The organism is Chryseobacterium sp. FW101-FHT12H09, assembly GCF_058790395.1.
Genome location: NZ_JBYTCP010000003.1, coordinates 209924 through 222904 on the forward strand (window position 1 = coordinate 209924; position 12981 = coordinate 222904).

At 33.3% G+C, this 12981-nt stretch carries 14 protein-coding genes; all 14 read right to left on the reverse strand.

Annotated elements, in window-relative coordinates; translation table 11 throughout:
* Positions 1-221: 221 nt before the first annotated feature.
* The 14 genes from AC3WRL_RS11670 to AC3WRL_RS11735 all read right to left on the reverse strand — a co-directional run bounded on the left by AC3WRL_RS11670 (position 222) and on the right by AC3WRL_RS11735 (position 12914).
* Positions 222-1712: an MFS transporter gene (locus AC3WRL_RS11670; protein WP_214824419.1), complete on the reverse strand. Its 1491-nt coding sequence runs from the start codon at positions 1710-1712 to the stop codon at positions 222-224.
* 191 nt (positions 1713-1903) lie between these two features.
* Entirely contained in the window at positions 1904-2536 is a 633-nt protein-coding gene (locus tag AC3WRL_RS11675; protein WP_492330342.1) for a nitroreductase family protein, read from the reverse strand.
* 16 nt (positions 2537-2552) lie between these two features.
* Positions 2553-3407, reverse strand: coding sequence for an SDR family oxidoreductase (locus AC3WRL_RS11680; protein ID WP_261512399.1), 855 nt, complete (start codon positions 3405-3407; stop codon positions 2553-2555).
* A 103-nt stretch (positions 3408-3510) separates the two neighbouring features.
* Positions 3511-4089 carry a Crp/Fnr family transcriptional regulator gene (locus AC3WRL_RS11685; protein ID WP_492330343.1) on the reverse strand — a complete coding sequence of 193 codons (579 nt, stop codon included), beginning with the start codon at positions 4087-4089 and terminating at the stop codon, positions 3511-3513.
* A gap of 190 nt (positions 4090-4279) precedes the next feature.
* Complete coding sequence (locus AC3WRL_RS11690) at positions 4280-5458, reverse strand: acetyl-CoA C-acyltransferase (RefSeq protein ID WP_214824399.1); 1179 nt, start codon at positions 5456-5458, stop codon at positions 4280-4282.
* A 70-nt stretch (positions 5459-5528) separates the two neighbouring features.
* Positions 5529-5876 carry a hypothetical protein gene (locus tag AC3WRL_RS11695; protein ID WP_214824396.1) on the reverse strand — a complete coding sequence of 116 codons (348 nt, stop codon included), beginning with the start codon at positions 5874-5876 and terminating at the stop codon, positions 5529-5531.
* Positions 5877-5934: 58 nt separating this feature from the next.
* Positions 5935-6330 carry a hypothetical protein gene (locus AC3WRL_RS11700; protein ID WP_261512401.1) on the reverse strand — a complete coding sequence of 132 codons (396 nt, stop codon included), beginning with the start codon at positions 6328-6330 and terminating at the stop codon, positions 5935-5937.
* A 148-nt stretch (positions 6331-6478) separates the two neighbouring features.
* Positions 6479-7573, reverse strand: coding sequence for a hypothetical protein (locus AC3WRL_RS11705; RefSeq protein ID WP_492330344.1), 1095 nt, complete (start codon positions 7571-7573; stop codon positions 6479-6481).
* 82 nt (positions 7574-7655) lie between these two features.
* Positions 7656-8372, reverse strand: a complete 717-nt coding sequence (locus AC3WRL_RS11710) for a hypothetical protein (protein ID WP_492330345.1) — start codon at positions 8370-8372, stop codon at positions 7656-7658.
* Complete coding sequence (locus AC3WRL_RS11715; protein ID WP_214824384.1) at positions 8338-8892, reverse strand: RNA polymerase sigma factor; 555 nt, start codon at positions 8890-8892, stop codon at positions 8338-8340. Before AC3WRL_RS11715 ends, AC3WRL_RS11710 begins: the two co-directional genes overlap by 35 nt.
* A gap of 116 nt (positions 8893-9008) precedes the next feature.
* Positions 9009-10391, reverse strand: coding sequence for a nucleoside permease (locus AC3WRL_RS11720; RefSeq protein WP_214824381.1), 1383 nt, complete (start codon positions 10389-10391; stop codon positions 9009-9011).
* Between the two features lie 22 nt (positions 10392-10413).
* A complete protein-coding gene (locus AC3WRL_RS11725; RefSeq protein WP_214824378.1) occupies positions 10414-11013 on the reverse strand; it encodes a bifunctional nuclease family protein in 600 nt (199 codons plus the stop codon).
* A gap of 107 nt (positions 11014-11120) precedes the next feature.
* Positions 11121-12068, reverse strand: a complete 948-nt coding sequence (locus tag AC3WRL_RS11730) for an electron transfer flavoprotein subunit alpha/FixB family protein (RefSeq protein ID WP_214824370.1) — start codon at positions 12066-12068, stop codon at positions 11121-11123.
* 99 nt (positions 12069-12167) lie between these two features.
* A complete protein-coding gene (locus AC3WRL_RS11735; RefSeq protein ID WP_214824368.1) occupies positions 12168-12914 on the reverse strand; it encodes an electron transfer flavoprotein subunit beta/FixA family protein in 747 nt (248 codons plus the stop codon).
* Positions 12915-12981 lie beyond the last annotated feature (67 nt).

Consider the following 12981-nt stretch of genomic DNA (forward strand, 5'->3'; position numbering starts at 1 on the left):
TTATTAATTTATTAATGCAAATAAACAAAAAAATTCCACATTAAGTGATTAATAATCATAATTTATCTTAATTTACTAATTAATGAACAATTAAAAGAGAATTAAATTAAAATAATTCATTAAAAAACATACTTTATTTGATATTAACCACAAAACATCAAGATTAAAATTAAAAAAGACGTTAAAATAACGTCTTTTTCATTTTGTATATATACTATTTTTTACAAAGTATCTCGTTCTTTCAACGTATTTACTTTTAGGAATCGGATCAATATCAGCCCAACACCAAAGAATAATGTCATAGAAAGCGCTGCAATACGCATATTATTAAAGTGCTCTATTAATGTCGCAAAAATAAATGTTCCTATAATGATCGCTATTTTTTCTAACACATCATAAAAACTGAAGAAAGTTGTATTTTCCATGGAATCTTCCGGTAATAGTTTTGAATAGGTAGATCTTGACATTGCCTGGAGTCCACCCATAACTAAACCAACTACTGCAGCAACCCCATAGAACTGATATTCTACTGTAGGATTTTCTTTATTTAAGAAATATGCCCATAAACAAGCTACAATCCATAAAACAATAGCAATAGAGATTACATTTTTATTACCTATTTTTCTTGATAATCTCGAGAAAATAACAGCACCTATAATAGCTTCAATCTGAATCACTAAAAGTGTTCCTATAAGCTTATCCTGTGCCAGATTGATTTCACTTTTCCCAAACAATGTTGCCATTAAAAAGATCGTTTGCATTCCTACACTGTAGAAAAAGAAACTCGATAAGAAAAACTTAAGGTTTTTATCTTTAAACAGTTCATTCCCAACTTTAAAAAGCTCATGAAAACTTTCTTTGGCAATATCTTTATAAAAACTCATATTATCCTTTAAAACCTCAAAGAAACCTCCTTGCTCTTCATGTTTTTTAAATATGTTCTTATAGTTCAATAATACCAAATCTTTAGGAAGATTGTCTTTTACATTACCAAACTGTGGCAAATGCTTAAATGTATATTGAGAGAATCCAAACCACCATGCTCCTGTTAAAAGAAAGCTTATTCTTGTAAATAGCAATTGCTGAGCTGCTCCTTTTGCAAAGACCTGAATCAAAACCAAACAAATCACCACCAGAACTACAGATCCTATATACCCATAAACATAGCCTTTTGCTGAAAGTGCATCCTGTTTATCCCGAGTCGCAATATCTGGTAAAAATGAGTTATAAAATACCAAACTCCCCCAGAATCCCACACTCGCCGTAATACTGAAGAGTAGCCCTAAAAAAACATTATGCATTCCTGTAAACATAGCCAATCCCATACAAGAAGTAGCACCTAAATAACAGAAAAACTGTAAAAATGATTTCTTATTTCCAATTGTATCTGCTAAAGAAGATAAAAATGGAGAAAGTAAAACCACAATGAAAAAAGAGATTGTCAATGAATAGCCATATACAGCATCCGGTTGATATTCTTTTCCAAAGACTTTTATTAAATGCCTTACAGGGACATCAATCCATTGTTTGGTTTCTACTACATATTCCTTCTTTTCATACGCGGTAGTAAGAATAGAATAGTAAATAGGAAAAATAGTAGAAGTAATAACCAGGGAGTATACAGAGTTGGCCCAGTCATAAACGGCCCAAGCCTTCATAATCTTCGGGTTATTCTTTATATTTTTTGGTTGTTGATTCTCTGTTTCAGACATTTCAAATATATTAGATGCACAAAAATAGAAAAACCGCTGAATATTCAACGGTTTTTTTTATTAATTAGATTATTGTGAAAGATTATAAATTATTAAACAGCTTTTTATATTTATAATTTCTGCTGGCTCTATCTTACAAAACCTCATATAAAGACTAAAAGACATTGCTAGAATATTTTTAACAAAATTTATTAATTTACTTTCTTTACAAATTCATCCAAGGGTTTCCGCACTTTTTTTAATGGCAGGTTCCAGTCGTTTGTTTCATCTCTATAACCTAATGCAAGAAGCATAGAGCTACGCAATCCTTTCTCACGTAAATCTAAAACCTCATCTAACATTACAGGATCGAATCCCTCCATTGGCGAAGCATCAATTTTGTTTAAAGCAGCGGTTGCAAGTGCAAGTCCCAAAGCAATATTAGCCTGTTTTGCTGCATGATGAAAGTTTTCTTCTTTAGACATTTTGCCAAAAAATTGTTTAGCAAAATTTCGTTGCCTATCCGAAATTGTAGTATCTGCATTTCGTATTAGGTTTAAATGATCAAATACCTTATCTATTCTTTCCGGTGTATAATTATCCCAGGCTGCAAATACCAATACATGAGATGCCTCCACAATTTGTGGTTGATTCATCGCAATCGGCAAAAGTTTTTCTTTCCATAATTTATCGGAAATAATAAAGATTTCGTAAGGTTGTAATCCAATACCTGATGGTGCCAGATGAGCAGCTTTAATGATTGCATCGAGAATATCATGTGGAATGGACTCTCCTGTCATTCTTTTTGTTGCATACCTCCATTCTAAGGCTTTTATAATATCCATTTCTCTTTACTAAATATTAACTGTACTTTTCTACCCATTTTGCTTTAAGCTCGGCTCTCGCATTGATAAATTCTATATCTGTTCCTTGGGCTATAGCATCCAGAGGATAACGTAAAGGACGTGTTCCTTTCTCCATATTAATAAGGTTTAATACGCCATCTGCAATGACTTGGGGATCCATATTGAATTCAGCCATTTTACCAAATAATCCAGCTCCGATATTGTTAAACATTTCTGTAGCAACAGGATCATATTCCTTGGTAATTTCTGGCTTATCAGCTTGTACTCCTGCTTTACTCCCGGAATTCATTTCTGTTGGATACACTCCTGGCTGGATGGTTACATTTTCTATATTGAATTGAGATAGCTCATCCTGAATAGCTTCTGTAATTGCTTCAACACTAAATTTAGAGGCAAGGTAAGGTCCCATAAAAGGCATTGCATGTCCACTAGCTCCGGAAGTAATATTAATAATAAGCCCTGACTTCACCTTCCGCATGCCTGGTAAAACAGCTTGATAGGTACGAATAACACCATAGAAATTGACTTCAAAAAACTTTTTAATCTGATCGATAGAATATGCCTCTACCAATCCAAAACCTGCCAGACCCGCATTGTTCACCAGTACATCTATTTTTCCATGTTTAGCCAGTGTATTTTCAAAAGCTTCTTTTACTGATGCATCATTAGTAACATCTATATCTACCACATCTACATTTGGAAGTGCCGAAAGTTCTGTAGCTACTGCTTCATTTTTGTCTTTTGTTCCACGCATCCCTGCAATAACAGTATGCCCTGCTTGTGACAATGTAATTGTCATTAATTTTCCGAATCCGGTACTTGTCCCTGTAATGAAAATTGTTTTGCTCATATCTTTTAAATTTTTTATTTAATATTGAGGCAAAATTAGTATCAGAAACCGTCGTGATCCATTGATATTTAAAGGAAAAAACCATTGACAATTATCAATGGTTTTACTTTTTTGTTGATTGTGTTCGTATGCGACTAAGCGTTTCAGGTGAAACACCCAGATATGAGGCAATCATGTGCTGAGGAATTCGATTCACTATTAATGGATTCTTTTGAATAAAATCCTGGTATTTTTCTTCTGCAGATAAACTTATATTTGCGTGTATTCTTTTTTGTGAAACCAGGAAACTTCTTTGTAGAATTTCATTAACCAGGTTATTTAATTGTGGTATTTTCTGACATATACTTATAAAATCATCTTTCGTAATAAGGATAATTTCTGAATTTTCCAATGCAACGATATTAAACTCTGAGGGGTTTCCAGATGTTAAGCTTTCCCGATCACCTGTCCAATAGTTTTCTGCCGAAAAATTCATGATATGTTCCTGACCTTTGGAATCTACAGAAAAAGTCTTCACCAATCCACCTGAAACAAAAGCATTATATTTCCACACGTCACCTTCCTGGAGTAAATACTGGCGCTTTTGGAGTCTTTTTAATACCGCTACACTTTTTATTAACTCAATCTCTTGCTCAGAGAGAGTGATTTTTTCTTTTAAATAATTTATAAAATAATCAAGCATTGGATAATGATAAATGATAATTTAAAGGTAGTTATTTAATGCTAAACTTAGTTTTACAATCTATTGATTTAAGCTTTACCACAAAGTTAAATAAAGGCTTTCATAATCAGCGTATCTATTCATCTATCTACAATAAAAAAGTTGGAGCTATCTGCTCCAACTTTTTGCATTCTAAATCCTATTTGAAGGATTACATATTTTCAATAACAATGGCAGAAGCACCACCACCTCCATTACAGATCGCAGCAGCACCATATTTAGCATTGTTTTGTTTTAACACGTTAATTAAAGTAACTATAATTCTTGAACCAGAACTTCCCAGTGGATGTCCTAAAGCGACAGCACCACCATTTACATTTACTTTAGCAGCATCCAATCCTAAGATCTTATTATTTGCCAAACCAACTACAGAGAAAGCCTCATTAAATTCAAAGAAATCAATATCACTAATTTCTAAACCAGCTTTTTTAAGAGCGATAGGTAGAGCTTTAGCAGGTGCTGTTGTGAAATTTTCAGGCTCCTGAGCCGCATCAGCATAAGATACTATTCTTGCTAAAGGTTTAAGACCTAATTCTTCCATTTTTTCTTTAGAAACAAGGATTAACGCAGAAGCTCCATCATTTAAAGTAGATGCATTAGCTGCTGTTACTGTTCCGCCCTCTTTTTTAAATACTGTTGGAAGTGTTGGAAGTCTGTCAAAATTAACAGCCTTATATTCTTCATCTTCAGCAAAAATTACAGGCTCTCCTTTTCTCTGAGGGATCTCAACAGATACTACCTCATCATTGAATTTCCCTTCACCCCATGCCTTAGCTGATCTTTTATAAGATTCAATAGCAAATTGATCCTGATCTTCTCTAGAAAAAGAATAGTCAGTTGCACATTTTTCTGCACAAACTCCCATATGAACTTTATTATAAACGTCTGTAAGACCATCTAAAACCATTCCGTCCTGCATTTTTACATCACCTAGTTTTGTTGCAAGTCTAGCATTATAATAATGTGGAACTGAAGACATATTTTCCATTCCTCCGGCAACGATTACATCTACATCACCTGCTTTAATTGCCTGTGCTGCCATAGTTACTGCTTTCATTCCTGAAGCACAAACTTTATTTACTGTAGTAGAAGGAGTTTCAATAGAAAGTCCTGCTCCTAATGCTACCTGACGAGCAGGTGCCTGTCCTTCTCCTGCCTGTAAAACGTTCCCCATGTAAATTTCCTGAACCATTTTAGGATCAAGACCAATCTTGTCTAATGCTCCTTTTACAGCAACAGTCCCCAACTTAGTAGCCGGAACAGTTGATAAACTTCCCATAAAACTACCCATTGGTGTTCTTACTGCGGAAACGATGAATACTTCTTTCATGTGTATGATATATTTTTTTTATTGATATATTTAACCTTACGGTTTCATTTTACTAATAATTTGTTATACTTTAGTTAATATCTTCTACTTTACTAAGTATAAATTCTGAGGTCTTATTATTATATTCTGAGGTTAATTTCAGAAAATTGCGATCAGTTTCTATGATTCTATTAACCATCACTTCACCTAATTTTACAGGATAATTTTCATCGGATTTTCCAATTATCGTAACTTTATAACTACAATTATCAACAAAATCCAGGCGTGACCTCACATAATCTTTACCATCATTATAATATTCTGTCTGGATATTATCCTGAACAGTCATTACCCATTTATCAATAGGCATATCAACACGTAGAAATTTTCCGGCCTTTATGATTTGACAATTAGTTGGGTTATCAGATGTTAAGAACATATTTTGTTGAGACTTCAATTTAGAAAATCCCATACAAAAAAATACAATTAATAAAGTGTTAAGATGTTTCATATTTCTGTTGCGTTTTTTTAATTAGCAATAAAAAAGCTCCCAAAAACTCAACGATCCAACCCCATTTTAGCTTTACTACACCTGCAAAGGTTTCCCGCCAGGATTTAAAGGGTAAAAAACTGAAATAATCCAAAGATTGAAGCTTAACAGCAATCAAGGTAAAAATGAATAATAGGATTAACAAAACTCCAAAAATCTGTGCTATTTTTGGTTTATTATTAACTACTCCAAAAAGCGCGCATGCTGTAAGGATCCAGCAGGCAACAGCTAAATAATGATCTAATTTCCAGTAATTCCAATTTCCTATAATGGGAACGTGAACCAGTGGTAAAAAGCTCCCTACTATTATCAGTAGTACTCCTATTAACTGAATATTTTTCATATTTCTTAAAGTGCCAAAATACAAAAAAAAACACACTTTAAATCAGTGTGTTTTAAAAACAAATTTTTCAAATTTAAACATTGACGGCTATAAAAAATCTAATGAAAAACTAATAATTTAATAAGAAAAAATAAGTTTCTTTGTTTAATTAAAAATTGATATTGGCAATCTCAATTCCGATTTGTAATCCATATTTATTCCTTAGCTTAGCATCATTGTTGAAAGCCGGAGTAAAATCTTTTTGTATAAATATGTTGATACCCTCATAGCTGACTCCAAATTTTCCACCAAAAATAAAGTTATTAACGCCATGCATTGCTCTTTCTCTTTCCACAATTCTTTTGGTATTCTCCGTTGAAAATCTGTTATATATAACACTTCCAACTTTCACACCTCCATAAATACCTGCTATAATGCTGAATTGTTTTTTCCTGTTATCAAGATATTTTACACCATCATATTCTATATATTTAGGATTTAAAACAAATTTAAAATCAACAGGAACAAAAAGATAAGAATTGGTAAGATAGGTATCTTTTAAATTTCCCCGTGTAAAATCCTCTGTGAACAAAGTCTTGCTATCCTGTGTAAACGCCTTACCATATTTTGGAACAAATCTATCCATCCTTACTCCAAGTCCTACTCTATAAAAAACAGAACTTGTAAAACCTCCAATCTGATCTTCATATCTTAATGTATAACTTGAAGAATTGATAACCGTATTTTTCACATCAGAATCCTTATCATAAAGTTTAAACGGTTTATCCTTTGTGGTAAGCATGGCACCCGTTAAGCTTATTGAAAACTCCAATGTATGTAGATAGTCCTTAGGTGTCTTTTTATTTTTGTTGAGCTTTACCCTAATACCATTGAATCCGAACTGCATTTCATTTTTATCTCCATTTAAAGTATCCGGTTTCTGTAAAACCGAGTTTTTCACCATTTCTTTTGTTGCATTTTCCAGCTCGGACTGCTGTGCATCTACTTTTTCATTGATAATCTGTTCATATTTTGAAGCTATTTCTGTTCTCATTTTCTTCTTTTCATCAGATGTAATTTTATTTTCTTTAAAACTTTTATCAATAACATCCAGTTCTGTATTCAGATTTGATTTTTCAGAAACTACAATGCTGTCGATTTTTTTAGAATAAATCTTTATCTGGGATTCCATTTGTGGGCTTTCCTGCGCAAAATTGTAAGAAAAGGCCATTACGGCAGCCAATAGAGTAATTTTATTTTTCATAGTTTAAATGTTATTTTTGAGACCATATTTTACCTCTGCTCCATTTTCAGAACAGTATATTTTGTATTAAAAAATTTAAAGATTATTTGGTATCAGAAGAATCGGAAAACACGGTCAGTCCGAGGATTTTAAAAGAATTAGGGCCTTTAATTTTAATTTTATCCATATCTACCACTCCCATTTTTTTATGTTCATTATGATTCTCTTCACGGGTTTTATCAAATTCTCTTCCTAGCAGTAATTCATCAGCATTGATATAATTTGCTTTTTTCTTTTGAGCAATTACAATTGGCTTTTCAACAATCTGATCGTGGGCTTTCTCCTCCACAGTAGGGATATTGACGAGGGTTTCTGTATTTTTTTCTTCTTTAGCTTTAACTAAAATCGGATTATAAGATTTAAACTCTTCTGGATAAGTTTTAATTATGGCTTTTTCAGATTTAATTTCAGCTGCATTTCTTTTATCTGAAATCGCTACGTTTTTATGCTTTACTTCTTCAGCTTCTAAGCGATTAAATTTATCATCCTCTTTTTCTACTGTTGAAGTTTTGTCAGGCTTATCAGATTTTGTAACTAATACAGTATTTTCAACTTGTTTTGAATCAAAATAAAAATATATTCCACAAGAAATCAAAAGCAATACGACAGCAGCGTATTTCCACCATTGAACAGATTGTTTTAAGGGCAAATCAGAGGTTTCTCCCATTCCATGATCTATTCTATCCCAAAGATCACGAGACGGCTTTATTTCTCTGCTTTCGTAATCAGATCTTAATTGTCTCAGTGTTTCTTTTTTCATTTTCTTTTGTTTTAAAAAATTCAACAAGCCATTTTTTAGCTTTATTCAGCTGACTCTTGCTTGTTCCTTCGGAGATATTAAGAATTTCAGCTATTTCCTGATGTTTTTTCTCTTCAAAAACATATAGATTAAAAATTATCCTATATCCTGCCGGCATCTTAGAGAATACTTCTTCAAGATTAATTTCCTCTAGTTGTTCTTCAAAGTTTTCATCAGAAAAATCATCTGCAACATCAATGTCTACATAAAGTATATTTTTAGACTTCCGTACAAAACTTATAGAGTCATTAACTACAATTTTTCTCAACCAAAAAGGAAAGCTTTTATAATCTCTGCACTCATTTAATTTTGTGAAACACTTTAGAAATGCATTTAATAATACATCTTCTGCATCATGAATATTATTAGTATATGAATTTGCAATAGCCAACATTCTACACGAGAAAGCTTCATAAAGAGCCTTCTGAGCTCTCCGATCTTGTTTTTTAGCAAGTATAAAGTTTTCCTCTAAGTTCTTCATGTATGAGTTTCTATCTATAAGACGAGGGAAATGATAAAAGGTTGCCTCAAAAATAAAAAAAATGCACTTTATTTTTAAAGTGCATTTTAATATATTGATAATTAACTTAATAAAATTTAGTGATTTACATTAGCTACCTCTTTAGGATCATGCTTATGTTTAAATAAGAGAGCAAAAAGTATGGCAAGTACCAAGGCATATGCTGCAAAAGATAGCCAGATCTGATGCCAGTCTTTTACCAAAACAATTGAAGATAAAGTTCCGTCATTATTTACCGCAGCATTAAAAGAATTTTTAAGAATCTCTAAAAACGTAGGGTTATCCGGTGTTGTTTCTAGGTAAGATGATAAATCGGAAACATTAGTAAATCTATGTGTAAAGAATTTATCAATAGCCCAACCTGCCATATAGCTTCCAAAAACAGCTCCAAAACCATTGGTCATCATCATAAACAAACCCTGTGCAGAAGAACGGATCTTTTTATCAGTTGTAGTTTCTACAAAAAGGGAACCTGAGATATTAAAGAAATCAAAAGCCATCCCGTAAACAATACAAGAAAGCACAATTAAAGCCAAGCCATATCCATCGGGAATTCCGTAAGCAAAAAATCCAAATCTTAAAACCCATGCAAACATTGACATCAACATTACTTTTTTAATTCCGAACTTTTTCAAAAAGAAAGGGATAGCAAGTATAAATAAAGTTTCAGAAACCTGAGAAATGGACATAATAATTGTTGATCGCTGTACTACAAAAGAATTTGCATATTTTGGAAAATGTGCAAATTCACTTAGGAAAACATCTCCATAAGCATTAGTCAACTGTAATGCAGCCCCTAAAAGCATGGAAAACAAGAAAAATAATGCCATTTTATAGTTTCCGAAAAGCTTGAATGCATTTAAACCAAGCTGTTCTGATAAAGGTGCACTTTTATCAATCAATTTCTGTGGTGGACATTTTGGTAGGGTAAGTGCATAGATTCCAAGTAAAATTGCAACAACTCCACCAATATAAAACTGTCCTTCTGTTGCCTTATTTCCTGTAAGATTTGTAATCCACATTGCTACAATAAACCCAATTGTCCCCCAAACACGAATGGGAGGAAAATCTTTTACAACATCCAAATTACTATTCTTTAGTATCGTGTAAGAAATAGAGTTCGCAAGTGCAATTGTTGGCATATAAAAACACATGGCAGCAAGCATTACGTAAAAGAACGAATTAGGATCTCCTGTATGTGGTAAGATAAATAGAACAATCCCATAAAGAATTTGTAGAGCCGAAAAAATTCGCTCCGCATTTACCCAGCGGTCTGCAATAATTCCGGTGATGGTAGGCATAAAGATAGAAGCTATCCCCATTGTTCCGAAAACAGCTCCAAACTGTGTCCCGTCCCAATGTTTTGTACCGAACCAAAAATTAGCCATCGTAATCAGCCATGCTCCCCAAACAAAAAACTGCAGAAAGCTGAGGATGGTAAGTCGTAATTTTAAATTCATAGTTTAGTTATAAATATCTCTTTTAATCAATTTTCTTTTTCCTTCTTTTGATTTCTTCCTGAATTTCTAAGGCAGTATCATAATCTTCTTCTTTTACTGCATCTTCTAATAATTTTTGAAGTTCTTCCATTGAAAGAGATTTTAAATTATCCTCAGACTGAACGGTTTCAGAGAATGATTGTTCTTCTTTCGAAACATCTTCTAATTCCAAAAGAATTCCTGCTTCATTTAAAACTTGTTGGGTGGTGAAAATTGGTGCGTCAAAACGTACCGCCATAGCAACAGCATCAGAAGTTCGGGCATCTAAGATAAGCTCTTCTTCTGTTACTTTGTTTTTAAAGTTAATATTAGAAAAGAAAACTCCATCTACAATCTGATAAATAATGACTGAGACCAATTCGTAATTCGCCGAAACTATAAATTTTGTAAATAAATCGTGTGTAAGAGGACGTGGTGGATGAATATCTTTCTCCAGACCGAGAGAAATGGATTGTGCTTCGAAATTTCCTATAACAACAGGTAATTTTATATGTGTTTCTTCATGTTCCAATAACAAAGCGTACGCCCCTGATTGGGTCTGGCTGTACGATATTCCTCGAATAATTAGCTGTTTATAATCCATAACTACAAAGATAAATTAATTTTTTATTGTAGGTTTTACTTTTTAGACAAAAATAAAAGCTCGGAGTGCCCGAACTTTTATTTTTTTTATTTATTATAAACTAAATTTTATCCTTTGATTGCTTTAATCTTTTCAGTTAATGCAGGAATAATCTGGAAAGCATCACCTACTACTCCATAGTCAGCAGACTTAAAAAACGGAGCTTCAGGATCACTGTTAATGACTACGATAGTTTTAGAAGAATTCACTCCAGCTAAATGCTGAATTGCTCCAGAAATACCTACAGCAATATAAAGATTTGGAGAGATCGCTTTACCTGTTTGTCCTACGTGTTCTGTGTGAGGTCTCCAACCTATATCAGAAACAGGCTTAGAACAAGCTGTAGCAGCGCCTAAAACATTTGCTAAATCTTCAATCATCCCCCAGTTTTCAGGACCTTTCATCCCTCTACCTGCAGAAACCACTACTTCAGCTTCTTTAAGATCCAGTTTTCCAGAACTCTGTTCATGAGAAACTACTTTAGTATCTTCATTGGCTACAGATAAATTTTTCACTTCTTCAGAACCGGAAGCTGCATTTTCCTTAACCCCGAAAGCATTTTGAGAAACCGTAACGATCACTCCTGTACCTTCAGCTTTAGCATGCATAAATCCTTTTCCTGAGAAAGCTCTTCTTTTCACCTGGAATGGCGAAAGACTTTCTGGCGCTTCCAGAACGTTAGTAATTAAAGAATAATTCTTCATTACAGCTAACATTGGTGCTACAGAAGAAGCATCTGTAGTATGCGGGAAAATAATAATATTTCCATCAGCTACTTCACTTACTGCCTGAGCAAAAGCTTTTGCTGAAAAACTTTTAAGACCTTCGTCTTTAATATTGATAACATTTGATGCTCCATATTTATATAATAAATCTGAAGAATCAGTAGGGTTTACAGAAATCGCTGTAACGGTATCTCCAGCCTGATCTGCAACAGCTTTAGCATAAGAAACTGCCTCGAAAGCTGCTTTTTTGTAAACTCCATTTATATTTTCTGCGTATACGAATACTGCCATTTTTTTAAAATTTAAAGATTAAAAAATTAAAGGATTAAAGAAATGGATTTAGAACAGGATCTTTAAATATCCTTGCTTCTGACATCCAGTTTCTAATTTTTATATCACTTTAGCTTCCTCATGAAGAAGTCTTACCAACTCATCCAAATTATCAGGAGAAACCATTTTCACAGCAGCCCTAGGTGGAACGCTGTCATAAGAAACTCCCTGAACTTTTACTTCTGAAGAAGTAGGCTCAACAACCTGTAAAGGTTTTGTTCTCGCAGACATAATTCCTCTCATATTAGGAATAATAAGATCTTTCTCATCCACTAATCCCTTCTGACCTGCAATTACAGCAGGAAGTTTTACAGAAATAGTTTCTTTACCGCCTTCAATTTCTCTTACAGCAGTTGCCTCACTTCCATTTACATCTAAACCTACAGATGCGTTCACGAAAGGTTGGTTTAATAACTGAGCTACCATTCCTGGAACAGAGCCTCCATTATAGTCAATCGATTCTTTACCACAAAGGATAAGATCATAACCTCCATTTTGAGCAACAGCAGCAATTTCTTTAGCTGTTGAATAACTATCTTTCGGATCAAGATTTACTCTAACTGCATCATTTGCACCAATTGCCAATGCTTTTCTTATTACAGGTTCTGTAGCAATGTCTCCTACATTTATTACTGTAACCGTAGCTCCTTGAGATTCCTGAAGTTTAACCGCCTTTGTCAATGCAAATTCATCTAAAGGATTAATAACCCACTGAATTCCATTTTTGTCGAAAGCAGATTTATCTGCTGTAAAGTTAATTTTGGAAGTAGTATCCGGAACACTACTAATACAAACTAATATTTTCATGTGTACTATTTTATTTTTCTCTTTTTATCGCATAAAAGTTCTGTACCGTTATGCAGAGATTTTGTTT

Excerpts from the sequence above, each read along its gene's own strand:
- AC3WRL_RS11680 (WP_261512399.1), bottom strand. The coding sequence starts at position 3,407 with ATGAGCAAAACAATTTTCATTACAGGGACAAGTACCGGATTCGGAAAA.
- AC3WRL_RS11720 (WP_214824381.1), bottom strand. The coding sequence starts at position 10,391 with ATGAATTTAAAATTACGACTTACCATCCTCAGCTTTCTGCAGTTTTTT.
- AC3WRL_RS11695 (WP_214824396.1), bottom strand. The coding sequence starts at position 5,876 with ATGTTCTTAACATCTGATAACCCAACTAATTGTCAAATCATAAAGGCC.
- AC3WRL_RS11685 (WP_492330343.1), bottom strand. The coding sequence starts at position 4,089 with ATGCTTGATTATTTTATAAATTATTTAAAAGAAAAAATCACTCTCTCT.
- AC3WRL_RS11725 (WP_214824378.1), bottom strand. The coding sequence starts at position 11,013 with ATGGATTATAAACAGCTAATTATTCGAGGAATATCGTACAGCCAGACC.
- AC3WRL_RS11700 (WP_261512401.1), bottom strand. The coding sequence starts at position 6,330 with ATGAAAAATATTCAGTTAATAGGAGTACTACTGATAATAGTAGGGAGC.
- AC3WRL_RS11735 (WP_214824368.1), bottom strand. The coding sequence starts at position 12,914 with ATGAAAATATTAGTTTGTATTAGTAGTGTTCCGGATACTACTTCCAAA.
- AC3WRL_RS11730 (WP_214824370.1), bottom strand. The coding sequence starts at position 12,068 with ATGGCAGTATTCGTATACGCAGAAAATATAAATGGAGTTTACAAAAAA.
- AC3WRL_RS11710 (WP_492330345.1), bottom strand. The coding sequence starts at position 8,372 with ATGAAAAAAGAAACACTGAGACAATTAAGATCTGATTACGAAAGCAGA.
- AC3WRL_RS11705 (WP_492330344.1), bottom strand. The coding sequence starts at position 7,573 with ATGAAAAATAAAATTACTCTATTGGCTGCCGTAATGGCCTTTTCTTAC.
- AC3WRL_RS11670 (WP_214824419.1), bottom strand. The coding sequence starts at position 1,712 with ATGTCTGAAACAGAGAATCAACAACCAAAAAATATAAAGAATAACCCG.
- AC3WRL_RS11675 (WP_492330342.1), bottom strand. The coding sequence starts at position 2,536 with ATGGATATTATAAAAGCCTTAGAATGGAGGTATGCAACAAAAAGAATG.
- AC3WRL_RS11690 (WP_214824399.1), bottom strand. The coding sequence starts at position 5,458 with ATGAAAGAAGTATTCATCGTTTCCGCAGTAAGAACACCAATGGGTAGT.
- AC3WRL_RS11715 (WP_214824384.1), bottom strand. The coding sequence starts at position 8,892 with ATGAAGAACTTAGAGGAAAACTTTATACTTGCTAAAAAACAAGATCGG.